Here is a 23,208-nt window from a genome sequence, read left to right on the forward strand (position 1 = left end):
ATATATGTATTGGTTTATCCCTTTCCAATGCGCGCATTAAGTTATTTTGTTACTATTATTTTCAATATAAAAAAATGATTTTATCACAATTTGATAAAATCATCTCTTAAAAACTGATTCATTTTCATATTATCTTTATATATATTAAAGATTAATATTAGATAGACAAACGATAAATTTGATTACCAAATTCATCAAAATTCTTTTCATCTAGCCATTTTTCATATTGTTGTTTAAACTTCGGCCATTCGCTATCAATGATGGACAACCAACAAGTGTCTCGATTGCGTCCTTTATAAACTTTATGATTTCGAAAGATACCTTCATATTTAAAACCTAAACGTTTTGCAGCTTTGATAGAAGGTTCATTATGTGCGTCGCATTTCCATTCATATCTTCTATAGCCTAACGTTTCGAAGATATAATTAGCCAATAAAAATTGAACTTCAGTCGCGATACGTGTTCGTTTTAAAATATTGGCATAATGAATATGCCCAACTTCAATGGAACCATTTGACTGATCAATTCTAAGCAAAGCAACCATACCCATTGCTTGTTCTGTTTGGCTATCAACAATCGCAAAAAAATATGGATCTTTGGATTCAACTTTTCTATTTAAGTATACTTTAAACGCTTCTATATCTTGAGGTTGTTCATCAGGTAAATAAGTCCAATTAGGCAAATCCTCAACTGTTCCAAAATGGGCATATAAGCCTTCGCTATGTTTTGGTTTCAACTTTTCTAAGCGACAATATCGACCTTCTATTAATGTTACATTCGGTAAATTGGGCGCTCGAAAATCTTCTAGTTTATCACCAATAGGTTGATTAAATTCGTTGTATTTCATAAGCATTTACCCCTTTGATTTAGTATATTCTCAAATAGTTATGTATACTAATATCCTATTTAGAACTACTCATATTGTTTATTTAAACATTTCCTCTGAAGTTGTATTAAAAAATTCTGCTAATATTTGCGCGTCTTGATGATTTAATTTCACTTTTTTCTCTTCTATTAATTCAATCATTTCTGGACTAAGTGACGTATTATATAAAGATGTAATGCGATTTGATAATTCTACTATGCTTAAGCCAACCGCTTCTCTATTACTAAGCAAACTCATAGGCACAACTCCTTAATCATCAATTTTAAAAAGCAACTTCAACACCGGATAATAAACTTTATTTCATTTTATGCTACAAGCTTATTTCAAATTGTCAGCAATTTAAGTAGGACTCCTTACTCCTTAATATACCTTCATTCAATATTAAATGCAAAGTTAAATTTGATTATTTTTTTGTAAATATTATTAAATTATATATTTCTTACGTTTTTATAAGTATTTTAATATTATAGTTTGAGTTATACAAAAACGAGTGGCATAAGTTTATTTTGTCCTAATTAGCTACTCGTTCAATTGATTATTTCATATAAACATTAGATGATTATTCTGATTTTCATAAAATTAAATCGTCTGAGATTATCTAGTCTATTTTATATAACCTGCCTTTTTTGCCCTTATAAGCGCCCGCCTATTCATCTGAATGAGTACTTAATTTCACTTAAAATTTTTCGTTTTTATTATTACATTGGTTATTAGATTAAAATGTAGCCACTAGTATATTCAGATAAATTGGAACAATAAAACTTTTATCTATAATTGAGAAACTTTGCGTAACTTTTCGTTTTTCTGTTTATCTAAAATATGTAACTTCGATATTAGATTTTGGCGCCTAATAGAGAACCCTATACTTATTATAACCTGTTCTATCTAAAGTTTATTCAACGTATTTAATAAATTCCATTTTATTAATCATCTGATTAAGTTTCAAAAATTATATCGATTAGGTCTTTGTAACAAATAAATTAAGTATAAAGATGTAAACATTTATGATGAAAAAATAAATTTTAATTATTTCTTTTATATCTTCACATTTTTTATTGATAATCAATATCAATTAGTTCATAATTAATTTAAATAATTATAAGGAATGATTTAATGAAAAAAATACTTTTTTTAATATTTTCTTTACTATTAATCTCAGTTGCTTGCGATCAGGAAAATAAAGAAAATAAAGAAACCAAAACGTTTCAAACTAAATCTGGAGAAAAAATTAAAATACCTAAAAACCCAAAAAGAATTGTAGTCCTAACTTCAAATTACGGTAACTTTAAAGATTTAGGCAATAAACCTGTCGGAGTTAATGCAGACTTTCCAAAATCAAAATATATAAATGAAAAAGGTGCTAAACGTGTAGGTTCAGAAGATGTAGAAAGCGTTGCAAAATTAAAACCCGATTTAATTATAACTTATGATGTTAATTCAAAAATTAAAAAATATCAAAAAATAGCGCCAACAATTCCTATAAAGTATAATGATTATTCATACAAAGAAATGCATCTTGCAATTGGAAAAATTTTAAATAAAGAACAGAAAGCTAAAAACCAAATTAAAGATTTAGAAAATCAATTACACCAAGATGGTCAAGATATAAAAAAGAACATTGGTAAAAATAAAACATTCACCGTAATGGAAATACAACCAAAGCAACTTTCAATATTTGGCGAAAATTTCGGTAGAGGGACCCCCATTATATATCAAGAATATAAGTTTTCATTTCCTAAAAATGCAAAAGAACAGTTATCTGAAAATGGTTTTAAAAAAATAGCATATGAAAAATATAATAACTACGCAGCTGATTACGTACTAATTCCAACAAAAGATGGCAAACCTATAAAAGACAGTTTCACTAATTCGTCACTTTGGAAAAATCAATCAGCATATAAGAATGAAAATATCTACTATTATCCTAAAAATGAAGCGACATATTCAAATCCATCTTCATTGAAAAAATTATCAACTCATTTCAAAAATATTCTAATAAGAAAGTCTACCTAAAATAGACGATTTCAAAACTTAGACAAACCCTACGCTTAATTTGGACTGACCCCAAATAGGGGGAATGAAATAAAAGGCTGTACACTTTTAACGGTTGGTGAGTAAAATCATCAATCGTTATTTTTTATATTTGAATACAAAAAAGCACAAATTAGCACGGTATCCATGTAAATTTTGCTAAATCCTCTATATCTCATTCATCTTATACTACGATGTAATTTTACATCGATTTTATGTAATAAATAATTATTAGGAACCAATTCATAGATAGGGGTTATTTCATATTGCTTTCTTTTATCAATTGATTTATTCAACATAATAAACATCACCACTGTTTAAATTATATATTATACTATTTACATATAAAATTAGCAGTGATTTGAGCCGACTCCTGTGGGAAGAGTACTTGCCCAAGACTACAGGCTAAGGCAGTGCTCGCGAAAAGCTTGTACAAAAAACTGCCAACAAAGTCAGATACTTTGTCGACAGTAAAAACGCAACTCCTAAACAGTGTTGCGTGTAGTTGTATTACCATAAAAAAATATATTAAATGCTTTTTATTTTTTAAACTTTAATTAACATTTTTAAACCTATGTATGTACCTACGCACAACTCTTACTATCATAGAAATAGTTGGAAAAACCATGGCTAACAATATCCAATAATAAATATCAACAAAGGTATTTTCCCATTCTAAAGGGATTAAGATACCACATATTAAATATAGTATCAAAATAACAAAATTTATTAAAACACATAATAGTAAATGACTGAACTTCGAGACACCTTTATAATTAAAAGTGTTTTTCCAATATCTTAAATACATTTTTTCTCCTTTATATTAAATAAATTCTATAGTTATTTAATTAAAAACCACTCTAAACACAAGTGTGGACTTAGAAAGTATGTCTGGATGTACGCCTTATGGACATGTATTAGACCTATTCTATCTAACAGCACCCTAAGGTATACCACATAATATTATTATATTAGATATACTTAGTAAACTATAATTAATATAAAAAAGTTACGTCACATACTTTCAGACATACACATACTGATTTGTTAGAAGAAATGGAAGTTTTGTTAAAAGCTATTATGAAAAAAGTGGGACATATAATCGAAAAACTACTACCACTATATACACCCCTACAACAGAAAAATAGACAAACAGTCAACCGAGAAATTAGAAATATCCCAAGTTGAACTACCTGCCCTTTTTCTGCCCTTAATTAAGTTTCAGTAACCTCATAAAGCTTTAAAAACACTACTATTAAGCACGTATACTACCAATTTACATCATCATTTGGGGGTTTATGTCTATCTTTAAAGATAATTTTTCTTTTAAGTATTGATCATGATAATAATCGTCTAAGTATTTTAGTGCCTCATGTAATGCGGGTTCACTTTTATATTTCACTAAAATTTGAAAACGGTATTCATTGTTAATACGAGATAAAGCTGCCGGCGATGGACCGAGTACTAATGCTTTATCCGTTAAATGTTGTAACAAAATTTTATGAATATGTTTCGATGCTTCCATAACTTTTTTCATTTCTTTATGTGCAACCGTAAAGTTAATTAAAAAGAAATAGGGTGGATATTTCCCCATTTTACGGTAATTCATTTCCTTATTAAAAAAGGCTGTATAATCGTTAGCTTGAACATCTTTAATAGCATAATGTTCTGGATTATATGTCTGGATGATAACTTGCCCTTCTTTTTCATGTCTACCAGCTCGACCAGAAACTTGGGTTAATAATTGATACGTTCTTTCACTAGCTCTAAAATCCGGAAGATTTAACATGGTATCAGCATTTAAAACGCCCACTAATGTAATATTTGGAAAATCTAAACCTTTAGCAATCATTTGAGTACCAAGCAAAATATCTCCTTTACCTGCTCCAAAATCATCTAAAAGTTTTTCATGTGCGCCTTTTCTTGTAGTTGTATCCACATCCATACGTATAATACGGGCTTCTTGGAAGGCTTCTTGTAATAACTCTTCAACTCGTTGGGTGCCTGTACCCACTTGTCTAATATGCTCACTTTCACAGTTCGGACATTTATTGGGTGGAACTTCTTGATGTCCACAATAATGACATTTAAGTTGATCTGTCGATTTATGATAGGTAAGTGAAATATCACAGTTTGGACATTGTGGCACATGACCACAATCCCTACATAACATAAATGAAGCATATCCCCTTCGATTTAGGAATAGTACGATTTGTTCGTTTCTATCTAATCTTTGTTGTATAGATTTGCGTAATTGCTCAGAAAACATCGAACGATTACCTGAACTAAGTTCAGTTCTCATATCTACTATTTCAATTTCTGGCAATGCTTGCTGATTGACCCTATTTGGTAATGACAACAATTCATAAACGCCTTTTTCTGCTCGTGCATAAGTTTCAAGACTTGGTGTTGCACTCCCTAAAATCAAAGGACATTTATGATACTGACTTCGCCATTGGGCTATATCTCTGGCATGGTACCTAGGATAATCTTCTTGTTTATATGAAGACTCATGTTCTTCATCAATTATAATCATCCCTAAATTTTTAAACGGAGCGAAAACACTTGATCGCGCTCCTACACTTACGCTCGCTTTACCATCCCTAATTTTCTGCCATTCGTCATAGCGTTCACCCTTGGACAGACCAGAATGCAATACTGCTACTTCATCGCCGAATCTCCTTTTAAACCTTAAAACCATTTGAGGGGTCAAAGCAATTTCTGGTACTAACATCATTGCTTGTCTTCCTAATTTCAATACTTCTTCAATCGTTTGTAAATAAACTTCTGTCTTACCAGACCCAGTGACACCATGAAGCAAATAAGTTCGTTGTTGACGTGCTCGAATATTTTCTAGTATAGAGTCATATGCCGCTTGTTGATCATCAGTAAGTTGTTGTTTTTGATCTTGTTCAAAAACACGTGTTTCAAAGGGGTCACGTTCAACAATAGCATCATACTTTTCTACAAAACCTTTACGCATTAAAGTATCAATACTTGATTTAGAAAAGCCCATTTCTTCTAAATCTTTTAATAGTACCGTATGATGACGCTCGTCTAATAAATAAGCATAGAGCTCGTACTGTTTTTTTGATTTTTCCAAAGAACCTAAGACGCTATCATAGTCGAAACCCTCTATAATGCTTACAGCACGTTGTTTCTTTTTACTAACATTTTGAGATAAAAGTGTCATTTCAGATACTATACCTTGCTTTAACAATGGTACTATTTGGCCTAAGTCATCATTATATTGAGCCTCTTTATATAGATATTGACCTTCTTTGTCAAACTTAACTTTAAGAGCTTCTGGAACTGCGTCTACATTTTCAATTAAAAAAACTTTTGTATATTTCGCCTTAATAGCGCTTGGCAACATTACTTCTAACATTGAAATTCGTTTTGTAACGAAGTAATTATTATACCACTCAGTTAATTGGATAAGCTCTTCTGTTAATTCTGGTTTGATATCTTGAATCTCTTTAATTTCCTTTAATTTTGCGGTATCTATATTGCCATCGGGTTTATCCGTGACTTTCATAACATAACCTTGAATGGTTCTCGGCCCAAATGGAACAATAACTCGCATACCTACTTGAATCATTGATTGTAGTCTTAGAGGAATTATATAGTCAAATGTAAAATCAACGCTCTTTGAAGGTATATCAACAATTACCTTAGCTATCATATTATTGCCACCTTGTTTCTAAACTATTCAGTATATGCTCCGCTAATTCGACCTTTTTATGTTTTCCTAACGCTTCTGTATCACCAGTTTTATAGTACATTGTGTAGTCATTATCATCTGAACTAAACCCAATCGTTCTGTCCCCTACATTATTTGCAATTACTACATCAGCATTTTTATTTTTTAGTTTCTTTTGAGCATATTCTGCTATATTTTGTGTTTCTGCTGCAAATCCCACTAAAAATTGATGTGTTTTGTGCTCACCTAAATACTTTAAGATATCAGGCGTACGTTTAAATGAAACTGACAATGTGCCTTCTTGTTTTTTCAGTTTATGTTCAAGTGTATCTACAGGTGCATAGTCTGATACTGCTGCTGCTTTAAACACAATATCTTGATTTTCAAAACGGGTTTTAACTGCATGAAACATATCTTCCGCACTTTGAATTTGGACTACTTCTACATTAGCTGGTGGTGTTAAATGAGTTGGCCCTGTAACGAGTGTAACTATAGCGCCACGTTTTGTTAGTGATTCTGCTAAAGCATAACCGATTTTACCTGAAGCACGATTAGATAAATAGCGCACGGGATCTAATTCTTCGACAGTAGGACCAGCAGTAACAAGTGCACGTTTTCCTTCAAAATGACTATTTTTATAAATCGCGTTTTGAGTCGTTTCATTAAAATATTGATTCAATCGTTCTACAATTTGTAAAGGTTCTTCCATTCTACCTTTTGCTACATAGCCACATGCCAAAAAGCCTTCGCCGGGTTCAAGAAAATAATATCCATCTGAACTCAAAGTAGCTAAATTTTGTTGTGTTCTAGGATTTTCATACATATGCACATTCATAGCAGGTGCAATGAACTTTGGTGTTTCAGTAGCTAACAATGTAGAGGTTACCATGTCATCAGCAATGCCATTAGCTAATTTTGCAATTGTATTTGCAGTAGCTGGAGCAACAACAATGGCATCCGCCCAATCGCCTAGCGCAACATGTTGTATTTCTTCTGGATTCTGCTCTTTAAAAGTACTTGTGTAAACTGGATTTCTACCAATTGCTTGAAAAGCTAGTGGCGTAACAAATTCTTGAGCATGATCAGTAAGCATTACTCTTACATCATAATTTGCTTGTGTTAATTTACTAGTTAAATCGATCGCTTTATATGCCGCAATACCACCTGTAACAGCGAGTAATATTCGTTTCATATTATTGTCATTCTCCTTCAAATGAATTAAATAAGACTTTTCAAGTCAACATTTTATGTGAAAGCCCAAATTTAAATTTAATGTTTAAGCTTTTAAGAATACTTTAATTACTCATCATTATACACAAATTAGTAACTAAATTAAAAAAGGGCGAGACGGAAACCTTATTTTCTATAATTATTTCATTGTCCCACTCCGAAAAAGGATAACTCGTAGTTAAAAGTTTTAGCTAAATTATTCCTCAGTCTAAGTTTCACTGATTCAACAAGTAGATTACATACACTAAATCTTTAGCGTAAGCGTGGTGCTCTCTCTTTATTTAGAATATAGAACTTTATCGTTAAAGAGCCCGAGACATTTGTTTATGTCTCAGGCTCACTTTAAAAATTCCATTTTCAAAACGCATATGTTCTATACTTGTATTTCAAGTTCATTATTTTTTAGAAAGATTTTAAAAATAGTTCGTCAGGAAAAACTTCACCGTCAGCAATTTCTTCTAAGGCTTTACCCACAGGTTTTTTTGAAATATATTTATTTAACAATGCAGTTTCAGGCTTTTCATCCAATTCACGTGCACGTTTTGCAGCAGTAGTTGCTACTAAGTATTTTGAGTTTATTTTATCTGTTAATTGGTTTAATGGTGGTTGTAACATTATTTTTTTGCCTCCAGTATCATTTTTCTATATTTTGCTTCAATACGTTCCCTCTTCAAGTGTTCAGCTTCTACTATTGATTGAATACGTTGTTTCGCTAAGTCTACTTCATCATTAACAACAACATAGTCATACAAGTTCATCATTTCAACTTCTCGACGCGCTTCATGCACTCGGCTTTGAATCTTCTCACTGGATTCTGTTCCACGACCCACAAGTCGTTCACGCAAATGATCTAAACTTGGTGGCGCAAGAAAAATAAATAGTGCATCTGGGAATTTTTTGCGCACTTGTTTAGCACCTTCTACTTCAATTTCTAAAAACACATCATTACCTTGATCCATTGTGTCTTTAACATATTGTACAGGTGTACCATAATAATTCCCCACAAACTCAGCATATTCTATAAATTGATCTTGTTTAATCAATTCTTCAAATTCTGATTTTGCTTTGAAGAAATAATCAACACCATCGACTTCACCTTCACGCTTGTCACGTGTTGTCATCGAAATAGAATACTTATAAGATGTGGACGGGTCATCAAATATTTTTTTTCTAACTGTACCTTTTCCAACGCCAGAAGGTCCAGATAGTACAATCAACAAACCTTTCTCATTTTCCATGACTTACTACCTCTCTAAACTGTTCTACTATTATTAGACAATGATACCACAATCTCTAATTAGTTGTATAGCATAGCAAAGGACAAACTTTGACCATGAAGATTTCTTATTGCCATGTTACAATATGATGAATGACTAAAAATAAGGTGGCTGATAGTAATGGCATATGATGGTTTATTCACTAGAAAAATAGTGGAATCTCTTCAATTTCTAGTAGATGGAAGAATTCATAAAATAAATCAACCCGAAAACGACACGATGTTAGTCGTTATCCGACAAAATCGTAAAAATCATCAGCTTCTACTTTCTATCCATCCTAGTTTTACTAGAATGCATTTAACAAATAAAAAATATGATAATCCATTTGATCCACCAATGTTTGCCCGTGTTTTTCGTAAACACATCGAAGGTGGTATTGTTAAAGCAGTAAGACAAATTGGTAATGATAGACGTGTAGAAATAGATGTTCAAAGTAAGGACGAAATCGGTGATACGATTTACCGTACAATCATTTTAGAAATTATGGGCAAACACAGTAATTTAATATTAGTAGATGACAATCGTAAAATTATTGAAGGGTTTAAGCATTTAACACCAAACACTAATCAATATCGTACAGTTATGCCCGGCTTTCAATATGAAGCACCTCCAACTCAAAATAAAATTAATCCTTTTGAAATTTCTGGAGTCGAAGCGTTAAAATATATCGATTTTAATAGCGGAAAAATTGCACGACAATTACTCAATCATTTCGAAGGTTTTAGTCCTCTCATTACAAATGAGATTGCAAACCGTAGACAATTTATGACGACACAAACTTTACCGGAAGCTTTTGATGAAGTACTCGAGGAAATTCAAGGTGAGCCCACGCCTGTTTTCCATAAAAATCATGAATCTGGAAAAGAAGATTTCTATTTCATGAAATTAGACCAGTTCTATGATGACGTAGTACTTTACGACTCACTTCATGATTTATTAGATCGTTATTATGATGCGCGTGGAGAAAGAGAACGTGTTAAACAGCGTGCCAACGACTTAGTAAAATTTGTTCAACAACAACTTCACAAGTCACAAAACAAATTAAGTAAGTTAATAGACGAACTTGAAGGTACCAAAGAAAAAGAACAACAACAATTATTTGGTGAACTTATAACTGCTAATATCTATCGTATTAAGCAAGGTGATGAATCGCTTACTGCGCTTAATTATTATAATGGCGAAGAAGTGACGATACCACTTAATCCAACAAAATCACCTGCTGTTAATGCACAAAATTATTATAAAAAGTATAATAAATTAAAAACGCGTGAACATGAATTACAACATCAAATTCAATTAACTAAAGAAAACATTGACTACTTTGAAAGTATCGAGCAACAACTTACACATATTTCTGTCGATGAAATTGATGATATTCGTGACGAGTTAGCTGATCAAGGATTTATGAAGCAGCGTAAACAAAGCAAGAAGAAAAAGAAACAGACGATGCAAATCCAAGCATATACGTCTACAGATGGCGATACAATCTTGGTTGGTAAAAACAATAAGCAAAACGATTATTTAACTAATAAACAAGCTAAAAAACATCATTTTTGGTTCCATACTAAAGATATCCCTGGTTCACACGTTGTCATTCTAAGCGATGAGCCAAGTGAAGAAACAATTAAAGAAGCTGCAATGTTATCAGCATATTTTTCAAAAGCTGGTAGTTCTGCACAGGTGCCAGTTGATTACACTGAAATCAAACATGTTCACAAACCCTCAGGGGCTAAACCTGGTTTCGTAACATACGACAATCAAAAAACACTTTATGCTACTCCAGACTATGATTACATTCAACAATTAAAAGTCAAATAGCATAATGAGGCTGGGACATAAATCTCCATTCTTAAAATAAAGGACTAATCCGTTTTAAAAAAACGAATTAGCCCCAGACTGTCGACAAAGTCTACGACTTTGTTGGCAGTTTTTTTGTGCACGCTTTCCGCGGGCACTGCCTTAGCCTGTAGTCTTCGGCTAGCGCTCTTCCCGCAGGAGTCGGCCCAAATCACTGCCAATATTATCCAAAAATATTATAATATATATAAATTAAACAGTGGTGGCATTTATTATGTTGAATAAATCAATTGATAAACACTCCTAAGCTAAATTAACGAGGTGCCTTTTGTATAAAAATTATAATATGACTCAACTTACACTACCAATGTAAACTTCAGTTCTTACTCTCACAAATGATATGTCATAACATGTTAATGAAATCGTTGAAACAATCCCTGAAAACGAATTCAAATATCATCGCGATGCTACATCATATCATCCGAATGATGTGGCTATCACAAAATCAAACACCTTCTTATAAGGCTATTAATCGTTTTATAATAAATCCTAAAGTAGATGTCCTATTAAAATCTTTTTCCATTCAATTTCACAGTCAATGTCTGAAACAAAATCTTATAGATGATAAGACTATTTTTATAAAATCATTTATTCACTTCTGTTTATGATTATTTGCTTTCTGGCAGTGCCAATTGGAAATTCACACCAAATTTGTCTTGTATCCACGCAAATTCTTTAAATGGCGGCATTTCTGTTTTAGGCATTAAAATTGCACCGCCACTTTTCAATTTATTAAATAATCTTTCCATTTCAATTGGGTTATCAACAGTTACATATAAAGACATTGCTGGATTCATTTCAATATCTACACCATTCATGTTGTCAATTGCCATAAATACTTGATCTTTCAACCTAAAAATTGCATGTTGCACTGCCCCAGTTGGCTCATTATCACTTTCACTATAACGGACCAATGCTAATATTTCAGCATCTTCAAAAGTATTTACATATAAATTTATTGCTTCTTCTGCGTTACCGTTAAACATTAAAAATGTCGTAATTTTTGGTATTGCCATTATTTTACCTCCTAAATGCTTCTTATCATTAGCATAAAGGATATTTCATAAAAAATCGACAAAGCAATATAGAAATCAAAAAATCAAACATTATTTCACTCTAATATAAGTAAAATAATATGATAAGATATCTAAAAATTAATAATATTTAAGATAAATTGATGAAGCCATTTCCTAGCACATCTCGTACATCATGAATGACTAAAAAGGCATTTTCATCTTCTTCATTCACCAATTTCTTCACTCTTGTTACTTGTGATTGAGGAACAACGACGTATAACATACTCGTTTCATGCTTACCGTAGCCACCTTTACCATTCAATAAAGTTGATCCTCTACCCGTAAAACTATTAATTCTATCACTAATAATTTCATTTTTACTAGAAATAACAGTAACTGCTTTTTTAGGATTGAACCCTTCAATGATAAATGAGGTTGCTCTTTCTGTAACAAATAGCATTATTATAGTAAATAACACATTGGTAAGCGGTAATACAAAAAGAAAAGATAGGACAACTAGACCATCTAATACGAAAATAGCTTGTGCCGTTTTTATATCAAAATATTTATTTAACATCTTTGCAATAACAGATGTTCCGCCAATGACACCGCCTGCAGCAATAACTAGTCCAATACCAACACCGACTAAAACACCACCGAATGTTGCATTTATAACAAAATTATCTATGCCTGTATTAAAAGTTTTTGTTAAATCTAAAAAAATAGAGATGGCTGTATTCGCTATAAATGTATAAATCGCAGTACGTGTACTTAAAAATTTCCAACCAACAATGATAACGATTGTGTTAATAATCAATGATGTTAGTGCAGGTGACCATCCAAATGCATATTTTAATGCTAACGATATACCGACTGTTCCACCATCACCTAAATTAGATCCTAATATAAAACAGTTTACGGCTAGCGCACTTACAAAAGCCCCTAATATACATATAATGATATTTTTTGTATGGTCTTTCAACAACTGTTCTACCATTTTCATATAAGTCCCCCTCTTTTTAAAATAACTTTTCATAAATAACAAAATGCTTTATAAATTAATTTAAAATTATTGTGCATCAATCTTCAAAAGTTATCATTTATATTGTAAGGCCAAATGTACCACAACCAATAAAGCCATACTACCTTTAATCGCACGCAACTTTTATAATATAATTTAAAGCGTTACATCTTAATGACTATTATTGTTATACTTTATTTATGACCCTAATGCTTTTACTTTTTACGTTTCACAGTTAAAATATAAATAAAATTACTGGAGGTATTTCATGTCTTATTATATTATTCCATTACTTATAGCTGCCTTAGTAATATTGGTGTGCTATATTATTATTAAAATAATGATACGTTAGTTTTAAAATTAAAATATGATCTTTAAATTGTTCATCTATTTTAACAATATAAATAAACACCTCCGTTTAAACATACGGAGAGTTCAGAATACAGATAAACTCTATGCATTAATTTGTATAGGGTTTATTTATGATATAACTTAATAGCTATACCTTAGTTTATGTGGAATAATTTTTTAAAGTATTATAATAAAATAAATAGCAATTTATCACGTTTTTATAAAGTCTGTGATAATAAGATTCTTCATCAAAACTATGTTCAATGAATTTAATGTCTTTAATAGAAAAACAATGCTTATATAATGCTCAGAAAGTACAATCATTTATAATATTAGAACATAAATAATTTCATACTTTTATATACCAAACTTGTGTAGTCAGTTATCGTTTGCAGATTACGTTAATTTATATCAAGATAAAAATACGCTTATAAGGAAAATATAATAAAAATAAGGAGCCAATAAAATGACTCAACATAATGAAATTATTAAACGTGCAGAAAAACATCAATTACACATCCAACCTCGAACAATTTCATTGAATGAATCGGGCCTTGATTTCCAAGTTGCATTTGGAAAAGATGAACATGACATAGAATGGGTTTTAAGGCTACCGAGAAGACCTGACGTTTATAAACAAACAAAACCCGAAAAACAAACGGTAGACTTTTTACAGAATAATGTTTCATTTGAAATTCCGAAGTGGAAAGTACATGCAAAAGATCTTATTGCTTACCCAAAACTTACAGGCAACCCTGCAGCCACAATAGATCCAGAAATACAAGCTTATGTCTGGAAAATTGAACACAAACCAGTACCAGAAAACTTTATTAATACATTAGCCGAAACACTCGTAGATTTACACAATATACCAGAAGAAAACATTACCGCAGAGCATATAAAAATTAAAACCATACAAGAAATAAAAGATGACTTTCAAAGAAGAATGAATAAAGTTAAAGAAACATATGGCGTAGCATATGAATTATGGGACAGATGGAAACAATGGTTAGAAAACGACGAACTATGGCCTCGACATGCGACCATGATACATGGAGACTTACATCCAGGACATATAATGGTTGATAACCAAGCAAACGTCACAGGTCTTATAGATTGGACTGAAGCAACTCACTCCGATCCATCAATGGACTTTATGGGACACCATCGTGTATTCGGGGAAGAAGGATTAGATCAACTTATAACTGCATACAGTAAAGCTGGTGGTGAAATATGGCCACGAATGAAAGAGCATATCATAGAATTTAATGCAGTATTTCCAATGTTTATTGCTGAATTTGCTATGAAATCAGGAGAATCAGCATTTGAGAAAATGGCATTGAAAGAGTTAGGTATGGAAGAATAGGAGTTTTAAAATAACGCATATAATTTTTATTGAAGGTTCAATAATAGATTGAATTAGCTGTATCAAAGTTGTAACAGTAATGTACACGACGATTATCAAAAGTACCTTTCATATAAAAAATACTAGCCGAAGACTAGAGGTTAAGCCTGAAGAAAACGTGTACAAAAACTGTCGACAGTTTGAATCCTCAATCCAGTTAAAATGGAAGATTTTTCCATGTAATATTTAGTTATTACTATTTAAGATAGAACTATTATTATTGTTTGTCGTGTATAAACAATAATGAGACAGAAATTTAACTATTAAAAATTAAATTTCTGTCTCATTATTTTTATTCTAAATTCTCAAATATGATGTTAAACAACATTAAAGCTATATAGAAGTCACATTAAGTTCGTTATTATATGTGTCCTTTTTGTTTAATAGTTGATTTAGATTTTTTATAAATATTTTCTTCAGCTGTTTGCATTGAACCGATTTTGTCATATACTGCATTATCTTGATGTCTATAATCTTGCTCTTTTTTTAAAAATTTGTTTAAGTGTGCGAAATGATTATAAGCTTCTTTCGGGTCATTTGTCATAACATCCCCTCCACTTAGTATATTATGATAAGTTGTCTCTCCAATCAACTAATCTACTAATATCATTGTCAGAAATTTCTCCATTTTCTTTCGCGACTTCTATAAGTTCATTATAATCGCTCAAAGTGTAAAATGGTACTCCAACGTTTTGAAATTCTTCATCAGCTTTTTTCAAGCCATAAGTAAATATAGCAACCACACCAATAACCTCTGCGCCTGCTTCTCTAAGTGCATTGACCGCTGTAATTGATGAACCACCAGTAGAAATTAAATCTTCTATAACTACAACTTTTTTACCGTCGCTTAATGCACCTTCAATTTGATTTTGCTTACCATGACTTTTACTTTTTGAACGCACATAATTCATAGGTAAGTTAAGTACTTCAGATACATAAGCTGCATGTGGGATGCCTGCAGTTGCTGTACCAGATAGGACTTCGACATTTTCAAAATTTGTTTTAATCAATTCGCTTAAACCATCTCTAATGTCGCGTCGTACATCTGGATAACCCAGTGTTACACGATTATCACAATAGATAGGAGATTTAATCCCTGAACTCCACGTAAATGGATCATTTGGAGATAATGAAACTGCTTTAATATCTAATAATGATTTTGCAATTGCTTTTGCCATTTAACTCAACCAACTTTCTTTAATTTTATGGTAACTTTCGACTGGATTACTATTTTTAGTAATCGGACGACCTACGACGATGTGTGTCGCCCCCATTTTTTTAGCATCTTCAGGTGTCGTCACTCTTTGTTGATCATCTTTCGTTGAATCTAATGGTCTAATACCTGGTGTTACTTTTAAAAATGCTTCTCCTAATTCACTTTTAAGCAATTCAGCTTCAAGTGGTGAACAAACTACACCATCCAAACCAGCTGATTGTGCCAACTGCGCATAGTTAAGTACAGCATCTTCAATCGAACTTTGAATATTTTGTTCATTTCTCAACATTGCTTCCGTTGTAGACGTCAGTTGTGTTACTGCTATGAGTTTAATGTTAGGGTTATGCTTTTTAAGTCCTGCTAAAGCACTGTTCATCATTTCAGTTCCGCCAGCAGCATGTACATTTACTAAATCAACATTCAATTTACTTAACCCTTCCATCGCTTTTCCCACAGTATTTGGAATATCATGTAATTTTAAGTCTAGAAAAATATCATGACCGCGTTCTTTAATCGATGATATCAATTGTGGTCCAGTTTGATAAAAAAGTTCCATTCCAACTTTTACAAATAATGGTTCTTGAAATCGATCTAAGAATGCATCTACCGCTTCCACAGAATCAAAATCTAATGCAATAATAGGTAAGTTTCTCATTTAATTTACACCCCAACACTTTAAATTTCTTTATTTACTTAATTAAAAGGTAAAATAGTATTTGGATAAAATACTGTTTTACCTTAGTTTATTTTAATAACGTATTACATGTTTTTCATTGTAAAAGTCATACTTTCAAGCACACTTGTTAGTGCGTCTACTGTATCTAACGATGTTAGACAAGGCACACCATTTTCAACAGATGCACGTCTGATTTGGAAGCCATCACGTTCAACTTCTTTTCCTTTTGTCATTGTATTAACGACGATTTGAACTTCACCATTTTGAATGCGAGTTAATAGATCATCTTCGCCACCAATTTTGCCTACGACTTCTGAAGGAATTTCATTTTCAGCTAATTTCTGGGCAGTACCTTCTGTCGCTAAAATTTTATAGCCGACTTCGTTTAAGCGATGTGCGATAGATACAATTTCATCTTTATCTTTATCACTTACTGTCATCAAGACTGTCCCGTGGTCACTGACTTCCATACCACTTGCAGTTAACCCTTTGTATAGCGCTTTTTCCATTGTAGAATCTTTGCCCATCACTTCACCTGTAGATTTCATTTCAGGCCCAAGCGTAATATCTACATTTTTCAATTTATTAAAACTAAAGACCGGTGCTTTAACAAACACACCATTTGCATACGGTTGAATACCCGCTTCATAACCTAAATTAGCAAGTTTTTCTCCCATTATGGCACGCATTGCCAATTGTGCCATTTGAATATCAGTAATCTTACTTAAGAATGGCACCGTACGACTGGCACGTGGATTTACTTCCAAAACATACACGCCGTCGTGTGCGATAACAAATTGAATATTAATTAATCCAACTATGTTTAAGCCTTTTGCTAATTTAATAGTGAAATCTTCTAATGTGTCTATTTCTTCTTGTGTCAATGTCTGGGGTGGATAAACTGCAATAGAGTCACCTGAATGAACGCCCGCTCTTTCTATATGTTCCATGATACCTGGAATAATTACAGTCTCTCCATCACATATAGCATCAACTTCAATTTCTTTCCCCGTTAAGTACCTATCTACTAATACAGGGTGATCTGGACTAGCTTTAACAGCTTGATTCATGTAGTCTTCTAATTCTGCATCACTATTAACAATCTCCATCGCTCGTCCACCTAATACGTAAGATGGTCTTACAACGACTGGATAACCGATGTTTCTTGCATTTTCTAGTGCTTCTTGAGGTGATGTAGCCGTCTTACCATTTGGTTGTGGCACACCAATTTTATGCAATAATGCTTCGAATTCTTTACGGTCTTCTGCTCTATTTAAATCTTCTAATGATGTTCCTAGAATTTGAACGTCATGTTTTGCAAGTTTATCAGCCAAGTTAATCGCTGTTTGCCCACCAAATTGAACGACTACACCTTTAGGTTGTTCTAAATCAATGATATTCATGACATCTTCTTCAGTTAGTGGTTCAAAGTATAATTTATCTGATATTGAAAAGTCAGTTGATACTGTTTCTGGATTATTGTTTACAATAATTGCTTCATAACCAGCTTGTTGAATTGCCCACACAGCGTGCACTGTTGCATAGTCAAATTCAACGCCTTGACCAATACGTATTGGACCTGATCCTAGCACTAGAATCTTTTCTTTCTCTGTAACGATAGATTCATTTTCGTATTCATATGTCCCATAATAATATGGTGTTGCTGACTCAAATTCTGCAGCACATGTATCTACCATTTTATACACTGGTGTTATACCATTTGCTATTCTTAAATCGTGAACTTCAGTTTCTGTCATATCGAAGCGGTGCGCGATGACACGGTCACTAAAGCCATAATTTTTAGCGAATTTCAGGTAATTAATATCCCCTTTATTAGCTTTTAAATCATGCTCAATATTAATAATATGTTGGAATTTATTTAAGAAGAAATAATCTATTTTTGTCATTTCATGAATTTCTTCTAATGTAGTACCTCTGCGGATTGCTTCTCCTATAAAGAATAGACGTTCATCATCTTGGTCTTTGATACGTGATTTAATATAATCTAAATCAAATGTCTCGCCGTTTGGTAAGCCTAAATGATGGACACCGTACTCTAAAGAGCGAATTGCTTTAAGTAAGGACTCTTCATATGTTCTGCCAATTGCCATTACTTCGCCTGTGGCCTTCATTTGCGTACCTAGAACACGTTCACCTTTTTCAAATTTATCAAATGGAAAACGTGGAATTTTAGAAATCACGTAATCTAATGTTGGTTCAAAGGCTGCGTATGATGTTTCAGTAATTGGATTTAACATTTCATCTAATGTCAATCCTACTGCAATTTTGGCAGCTAGTTTTGCAATTGGGTAACCTGTTGCTTTAGACGCTAACGCTGACGAACGAGATACACGAGGATTCACCTCGATGATATAGTAATCCATAGAATGTGGGTCTAGTGCAAGTTGTACGTTACAACCACCTTCAATGCCTAATGCGCGTATCACTTTTAACGACACGTCACGTAACATTTGATATTCTACATCTGATAACGTTTGACTAGGTGCTACTACGATTGAGTCACCTGTATGTATACCCACAGGGTCAATATTCTCCATATTACAGACAACGATAGCATTGTCATTTTTATCACGCATAACTTCATATTCAATTTCTTTATAGCCAGCGATTGATTTTTCAATTAAACACTGTGTGGCTGGACTATAATGTAAGCCATTACCTACTATTTCTTTAAATTCTTCGTCGTTATAACAAATGCCGCCGCCAGTACCACCCATTGTAAATGCTGGTCTTACGATTAACGGATAACCAACTTCTTCTTTAAATTCAAATGCTTGTTCAACTGTATTGACGATATCACTTTCAGGAACTGGTACATTTAGTTCATTCATTAATGTTCTAAATAACTCTCTGTCTTCTGCTTGTTGAATAGATTTCAATTCTGTACCTAATAGTTGCACATTATTAGCTTCTAATTCACCACTATCATGTAATTGAATTGCCATATTTAATCCTGTTTGACCGCCTAATGTAGGCAAGAGTGCATCTGGTTGCTCTTTTCGGATAATACGTGCAATAAAATCATGCGTTAACGGTTCAATATACACTTTATCGGCAATTTCAGTGTCCGTCATGATTGTAGCTGGGTTTGAGTTAACTAATATAACGCGGTAGCCCTCTTCTTTTAATGCCAAACATGCTTGAGTACCTGCATAATCGAACTCTGCAGCTTGACCGATAATAATTGGTCCTGATCCTATAACTAAAATCGTTTCTATATCTTGACGTTTAGGCATTGATTGTACGCTCCTTTGTTTTATATTCGTTCATCATATCGATAAATTCATCGAATAAATAATTAGAATCTGATGGTCCCGGACATGCTTCAGGATGATACTGTACTGAAAAGGCTGGTAGTGTTTTATGTCGTAAGCCCTCAACTGTGCCATCATTAATAGCAATATGTGTAATTTCTAAGTCTGTATTTATTAAAGAATCTTTATCGATCGCATAACCATGGTTTTGACTTGTCAATGCAATTTTGCCAGTTTTTAAATCTTTGACTGGGTGGTTAGCGCCTCTATGGCCAAACTTCATTTTGAAAGAAGTTGCTCCTTGAGCCAGTGCAAATAATTGGTGCCCTAGACAAATACCGAAAAATGGAACCTGTCCTAAGATGCCTTGAATCATCTCCACTGCTGTTTCAACTGCTTCAGGGTCGCCGGGGCCATTTGATAACATCACACCATCTGGTGACATTCTAATAATTTCTTCTGCAGTAGTGTCGTATGGTACCACCGTTACATTACAACCACGTGCGTTAAGTTCTCTTACAATATTTTGTTTTTTACCAAAATCAACCAAGACAACATTCAAGCCATAACCAGTAGATACATAAGGAGATTTTGTAGATACCGTTGTCACTTCATTACGCGGTAATTCTTTTGCTTTTAATTGTGTCACTATTTGCTCAATCTCGGCTTTATTATCTGTAAAAGCTGCTTTTAGCACACCATGTTTTCTAATTTTCCGTGTAATACTTCGTGTATCAACGCCTGAAATGCCTGGTATATCATACTCTACAAGTACTTCGTCAAATGTTTTTTGTTTTCTAAAATTACTTGGTTGGCTGCTGATTTCTTTAACTACAACACCATTTAAAGTAGGAACGAGTGATTCAAAATCGTCTCTATTTATACCGTAATTCCCTATTAAAGGATAAGTAAATGTAATAATTTGACCAGTGTATGAAGGATCCGAAATTGTTTCTTGATAACCCGTCATTGCCGTATTAAAGACAATTTCACCTAGTGTTAAATTATCGGAGCCTATTGGATATCCTTCATAATATGAACCATCTTCTAAAACAAGATAACGTTGTTTTAACATTATTTTTCCTCCTTAAATTTAACTTCACCTTCGACCATTGTTAATACTGGTGTTCCATAAACGCTATACCCTATAAAAGGAGTATTACGCCCTTTAGACGCAAAGTCATCTGCGTTGATTTCAGTTTCTTTGTCTAAATTGATAACTGCTAAATCTGCTAATCCACCTTCTTCTAATTTTCCGTATGGTAAATCAAATGTCTGAGCTGGTTTAATTGTTAAATAATCAACTAATTGTTGTAATGTCCACTCACCATTTTTAACAAAGTGTGTATAAAGTAATGGGAAAGCTGTTTCACTACCTACGATACCAAATGGTGCTTTAGTCATTGGTTGATCCTTTTCTTCTGCTGCATGTGGAGCATGGTCTGTCGCGATACAATCAATTGTTCCGTCTAGTAATCCTTCAAGCAATGCATCTCTATCCTCTTTACTTCTTAAAGGAGGATTCATTTTATAAATCGCATCATCTCCAGGAACATCGTCTTCAGTCAATAATAAGTGATGTGGGGTAACTTCAGCAGTTACATGTATGCCTGCTTTTTTAGCATCGCGTATCGCTCTAACACTTTCTTTAGTAGATACATGGCACACGTGGTAATGCGCGCCTGCTGCTTCTGCTAATAACACATCTCTAGCAATTTGTACTGCTTCACAAATATTTGGAATACCTGGTATACCTAAAGATTTGCTGCGTTCTCCTTCGTGCATGGCACCGCCATAAATCAAGCTGTTATCTTCACAATGTGCTACGACAGCCTTATTAACTTTTGCAGCTTCTTGCATAGCTTCGTACATCATGTTTGCTTGTTGTACGCCTACACCGTCATCTGTAAAAGCAAAAGCGCCATTTTGTGCAAGCGTAGAAAAATCAACATGTTCCTTACCTGCTTGTCTAATCGTTATAGCGGCATATGGTAAAACTCTAACTTGCGCGTTTTCAGCGATTAATTGATTTAAGTGATTAAGATTTTCTTCAGAATCTGGTACAGGACGAGTGTTTGGCATAGGACAAACTGTAGTGAAACCACCTCGAGCTGCGGCTTTAGTCCCTGTTTCAATTGTTTCCTTATGTTCGCCGCCTGGTTCGCGTAAATGAACATGAACATCGACTAATCCTGGTGAAACAAATTGTCCTTTGACGTCGATTTCTTCTGTGTCTGCATCAACATCTATTTGAGGTGCGATTTTCTTAATATGTTTTCCCTCTATTAAAATTGATACTTTTGTTAGCTCACCGTTTTGTAAAATTTGCGCATTTGTTAATAATTTCATTTTGCTGTTGCCCCTTCCATTTGTAAGATGTAGTCAATAATTGCCATGCGAATATACATACCATTTTCCATTTGTTTAAAAATACGAGACTTAGGTGCTTCAACAAGTGTATCTTCTATTTCTACGCCTCGATTAACCGGTGCGGGATGCATAATAATCGCCTGATCATTTAGCTTGTTATATCGTTGTTGTGTAAGTCCAAACTGTTCATGGTATTGCGTTGTTTCAAAACTAGCTATTTCACTATCGCCATGTCTCTCGTGTTGTACCCTAAGTAGCATCACAATGTCTATTGAATCAATCACTTCATCTATTTCTACATACGGTGCTTCTAATGTTTCATCTTTCCATGACTCTGGGCTTGAAAACATCACATTGGCACCTAAGGCACTTAAACTTTGAAAGTTACTTTTGGCTACACGTGAATTTTTAATATCTCCACATATTAAAATATTTAAGTTCTCAAATGTTTTGTATTCTTCGTAGATTGTCATAATATCTAATAAACTTTGAGTGGGATGTTGTCCACTTCCGTCACCAGCGTTGATAATGGGAATATTTAGATTCTCTAACTCATCATAATAATTTGTTTGAGGATGTCGAATTACTAACACATCTGCACCTACTTGTTCTAAAGTCTTACAAGTATCATATAGTGATTCACCTTTTTGAACAGAAGATGTATCTGTTTCAAAATCAATTAATTTCAAACCTAATTTTTGTTCGGCTACTAAAAAGCTACTTTTTGTGCGTGTAGAATTTTCAAAGAATAAATTTGCTACGAATTTATCATCAAAACAACATGGCTTTGCATCACCATTTTTAAAAGCGCTCGCGCGTTGTACCAATTCATAAATTTCAGTCGTATTTAAGTGTTCCATTGTTAGTAAATTATCCATATGTTTCAGCTCCTTA

18 protein-coding genes and 1 pseudogene are annotated in these 23,208 nt (G+C 33.0%); 4 read left to right on the forward strand and 15 right to left on the reverse strand.

Features of this window, described 5'->3' with window-relative positions:
* Positions 1-157: 157 nt before the first annotated feature.
* Together J5E45_RS03185 and J5E45_RS03190 are read right to left on the reverse strand one after the other, a co-directional pair.
* Positions 158-847 carry a GNAT family N-acetyltransferase gene (locus J5E45_RS03185; protein WP_101050783.1) on the reverse strand — a complete coding sequence of 230 codons (690 nt, stop codon included), beginning with the start codon at positions 845-847 and terminating at the stop codon, positions 158-160.
* A gap of 78 nt (positions 848-925) precedes the next feature.
* Positions 926-1,123: a hypothetical protein gene (locus tag J5E45_RS03190; protein ID WP_039066813.1), complete on the reverse strand. Its 198-nt coding sequence runs from the start codon at positions 1,121-1,123 to the stop codon at positions 926-928.
* A gap of 876 nt (positions 1,124-1,999) precedes the next feature.
* On the opposite strand from J5E45_RS03190, the gene J5E45_RS03195 reads away from it, so the two are divergent.
* On the forward strand, positions 2,000-2,899 hold the full coding sequence (locus J5E45_RS03195) for an ABC transporter substrate-binding protein (protein ID WP_208181568.1): 900 nt from the start codon (positions 2,000-2,002) through the stop codon (positions 2,897-2,899).
* A 1,294-nt stretch (positions 2,900-4,193) separates the two neighbouring features.
* On the opposite strand, the gene priA is transcribed toward J5E45_RS03195, so the two are convergent.
* From priA to gmk, 4 genes are all read right to left on the reverse strand, one after another.
* The gene (gene priA, locus J5E45_RS03200; protein ID WP_208181570.1) at positions 4,194-6,602 is read right to left on the reverse strand and encodes a primosomal protein N'; all 2,409 of its coding nucleotides are present in this window, start codon (positions 6,600-6,602) and stop codon (positions 4,194-4,196) included.
* A 1-nt stretch (position 6,603) separates the two neighbouring features.
* Positions 6,604-7,812, reverse strand: a complete 1,209-nt coding sequence (coaBC, locus tag J5E45_RS03205) for a bifunctional phosphopantothenoylcysteine decarboxylase/phosphopantothenate--cysteine ligase CoaBC (protein ID WP_039066820.1) — start codon at positions 7,810-7,812, stop codon at positions 6,604-6,606.
* A 440-nt stretch (positions 7,813-8,252) separates the two neighbouring features.
* On the reverse strand, positions 8,253-8,465 hold the full coding sequence (gene rpoZ / locus J5E45_RS03210; RefSeq protein ID WP_029377521.1) for a DNA-directed RNA polymerase subunit omega: 213 nt from the start codon (positions 8,463-8,465) through the stop codon (positions 8,253-8,255).
* Positions 8,465-9,088: a guanylate kinase gene (gene gmk, locus J5E45_RS03215; protein ID WP_017724241.1), complete on the reverse strand. Its 624-nt coding sequence runs from the start codon at positions 9,086-9,088 to the stop codon at positions 8,465-8,467. Before gmk ends, rpoZ begins: the two co-directional genes overlap by 1 nt.
* A gap of 159 nt (positions 9,089-9,247) precedes the next feature.
* Between gmk and J5E45_RS03220 the strand changes: the two genes are divergently transcribed.
* Complete coding sequence (locus tag J5E45_RS03220) at positions 9,248-10,945, forward strand: Rqc2 family fibronectin-binding protein (protein WP_208181572.1); 1,698 nt, start codon at positions 9,248-9,250, stop codon at positions 10,943-10,945.
* A gap of 307 nt (positions 10,946-11,252) precedes the next feature.
* Positions 11,253-11,565, forward strand: a pseudogene (locus tag J5E45_RS03225) (IS5/IS1182 family transposase); the annotation flags it as partial.
* Positions 11,566-11,592: 27 nt separating this feature from the next.
* Here the strand turns inward: J5E45_RS03225 and J5E45_RS03230 are convergent.
* Together J5E45_RS03230 and J5E45_RS03235 are read right to left on the reverse strand one after the other, a co-directional pair.
* Complete coding sequence (locus J5E45_RS03230) at positions 11,593-12,000, reverse strand: VOC family protein (RefSeq protein WP_208181573.1); 408 nt, start codon at positions 11,998-12,000, stop codon at positions 11,593-11,595.
* Positions 12,001-12,148: 148 nt separating this feature from the next.
* Positions 12,149-13,003, reverse strand: coding sequence for a YitT family protein (locus J5E45_RS03235; protein WP_039066824.1), 855 nt, complete (start codon positions 13,001-13,003; stop codon positions 12,149-12,151).
* 835 nt (positions 13,004-13,838) lie between these two features.
* On the opposite strand from J5E45_RS03235, the gene J5E45_RS03240 reads away from it, so the two are divergent.
* Positions 13,839-14,738, forward strand: coding sequence for an Mph(C) family macrolide 2'-phosphotransferase (locus tag J5E45_RS03240; protein WP_039066825.1), 900 nt, complete (start codon positions 13,839-13,841; stop codon positions 14,736-14,738).
* A 400-nt stretch (positions 14,739-15,138) separates the two neighbouring features.
* Here the strand turns inward: J5E45_RS03240 and J5E45_RS03245 are convergent, their stop codons facing one another.
* From J5E45_RS03245 to J5E45_RS03275, 7 genes are all read right to left on the reverse strand, one after another.
* The gene (locus J5E45_RS03245) at positions 15,139-15,321 is read right to left on the reverse strand and encodes a hypothetical protein (protein WP_039066827.1); all 183 of its coding nucleotides are present in this window, start codon (positions 15,319-15,321) and stop codon (positions 15,139-15,141) included.
* Positions 15,322-15,343: 22 nt separating this feature from the next.
* Positions 15,344-15,955, reverse strand: coding sequence for an orotate phosphoribosyltransferase (pyrE, locus tag J5E45_RS03250; RefSeq protein WP_039066829.1), 612 nt, complete (start codon positions 15,953-15,955; stop codon positions 15,344-15,346).
* Positions 15,956-16,648: an orotidine-5'-phosphate decarboxylase gene (gene pyrF, locus J5E45_RS03255; protein WP_208181574.1), complete on the reverse strand. Its 693-nt coding sequence runs from the start codon at positions 16,646-16,648 to the stop codon at positions 15,956-15,958.
* Between the two features lie 104 nt (positions 16,649-16,752).
* Positions 16,753-19,926: a carbamoyl-phosphate synthase large subunit gene (carB, locus tag J5E45_RS03260; protein ID WP_101094257.1), complete on the reverse strand. Its 3,174-nt coding sequence runs from the start codon at positions 19,924-19,926 to the stop codon at positions 16,753-16,755.
* A complete protein-coding gene (locus J5E45_RS03265) occupies positions 19,919-21,019 on the reverse strand; it encodes a carbamoyl phosphate synthase small subunit (RefSeq protein WP_039066834.1) in 1,101 nt (366 codons plus the stop codon). Before J5E45_RS03265 ends, carB begins: the two co-directional genes overlap by 8 nt.
* Positions 21,019-22,293 (reverse strand): dihydroorotase, encoded by a 1,275-nt coding sequence (locus tag J5E45_RS03270; RefSeq protein ID WP_208181575.1) that lies wholly within the window; start codon positions 22,291-22,293, stop codon positions 21,019-21,021. The genes J5E45_RS03265 and J5E45_RS03270 overlap by 1 nt, the downstream gene beginning before the upstream one ends.
* On the reverse strand, positions 22,290-23,192 hold the full coding sequence (locus J5E45_RS03275; protein WP_107548724.1) for an aspartate carbamoyltransferase catalytic subunit: 903 nt from the start codon (positions 23,190-23,192) through the stop codon (positions 22,290-22,292). Before J5E45_RS03275 ends, J5E45_RS03270 begins: the two co-directional genes overlap by 4 nt.
* Between the last annotated feature and the right edge of the window lie 16 nt (positions 23,193-23,208).

Origin of the sequence: Staphylococcus shinii, from assembly GCF_017583065.1 — a bacterium.
Classification (GTDB): domain Bacteria; phylum Bacillota; class Bacilli; order Staphylococcales; family Staphylococcaceae; genus Staphylococcus; species Staphylococcus shinii.

Bases quoted from the DNA above. Each gene is read 5' to 3' on its own strand.
- priA (WP_208181570.1), bottom strand. From the start codon at position 6,602: ATGATAGCTAAGGTAATTGTTGATATACCTTCAAAGAGCGTTGATTTT.
- coaBC (WP_039066820.1), bottom strand. From the start codon at position 7,812: ATGAAACGAATATTACTCGCTGTTACAGGTGGTATTGCGGCATATAAA.
- pyrE (WP_039066829.1), bottom strand. From the start codon at position 15,955: ATGGCAAAAGCAATTGCAAAATCATTATTAGATATTAAAGCAGTTTCA.
- pyrF (WP_208181574.1), bottom strand. From the start codon at position 16,648: ATGAGAAACTTACCTATTATTGCATTAGATTTTGATTCTGTGGAAGCG.
- rpoZ (WP_029377521.1), bottom strand. From the start codon at position 8,465: ATGTTACAACCACCATTAAACCAATTAACAGATAAAATAAACTCAAAA.
- gmk (WP_017724241.1), bottom strand. From the start codon at position 9,088: ATGGAAAATGAGAAAGGTTTGTTGATTGTACTATCTGGACCTTCTGGC.
- J5E45_RS03195 (WP_208181568.1), top strand. From the start codon at position 2,000: ATGAAAAAAATACTTTTTTTAATATTTTCTTTACTATTAATCTCAGTT.
- J5E45_RS03230 (WP_208181573.1), bottom strand. From the start codon at position 12,000: ATGGCAATACCAAAAATTACGACATTTTTAATGTTTAACGGTAACGCA.
- J5E45_RS03265 (WP_039066834.1), bottom strand. From the start codon at position 21,019: ATGTTAAAACAACGTTATCTTGTTTTAGAAGATGGTTCATATTATGAA.
- J5E45_RS03270 (WP_208181575.1), bottom strand. From the start codon at position 22,293: ATGAAATTATTAACAAATGCGCAAATTTTACAAAACGGTGAGCTAACA.
- J5E45_RS03185 (WP_101050783.1), bottom strand. From the start codon at position 847: ATGAAATACAACGAATTTAATCAACCTATTGGTGATAAACTAGAAGAT.
- carB (WP_101094257.1), bottom strand. From the start codon at position 19,926: ATGCCTAAACGTCAAGATATAGAAACGATTTTAGTTATAGGATCAGGA.
- J5E45_RS03235 (WP_039066824.1), bottom strand. From the start codon at position 13,003: ATGAAAATGGTAGAACAGTTGTTGAAAGACCATACAAAAAATATCATT.
- J5E45_RS03275 (WP_107548724.1), bottom strand. From the start codon at position 23,192: ATGGATAATTTACTAACAATGGAACACTTAAATACGACTGAAATTTAT.
- J5E45_RS03220 (WP_208181572.1), top strand. From the start codon at position 9,248: ATGGCATATGATGGTTTATTCACTAGAAAAATAGTGGAATCTCTTCAA.
- J5E45_RS03240 (WP_039066825.1), top strand. From the start codon at position 13,839: ATGACTCAACATAATGAAATTATTAAACGTGCAGAAAAACATCAATTA.
- J5E45_RS03190 (WP_039066813.1), bottom strand. From the start codon at position 1,123: ATGAGTTTGCTTAGTAATAGAGAAGCGGTTGGCTTAAGCATAGTAGAA.
- J5E45_RS03245 (WP_039066827.1), bottom strand. From the start codon at position 15,321: ATGACAAATGACCCGAAAGAAGCTTATAATCATTTCGCACACTTAAAC.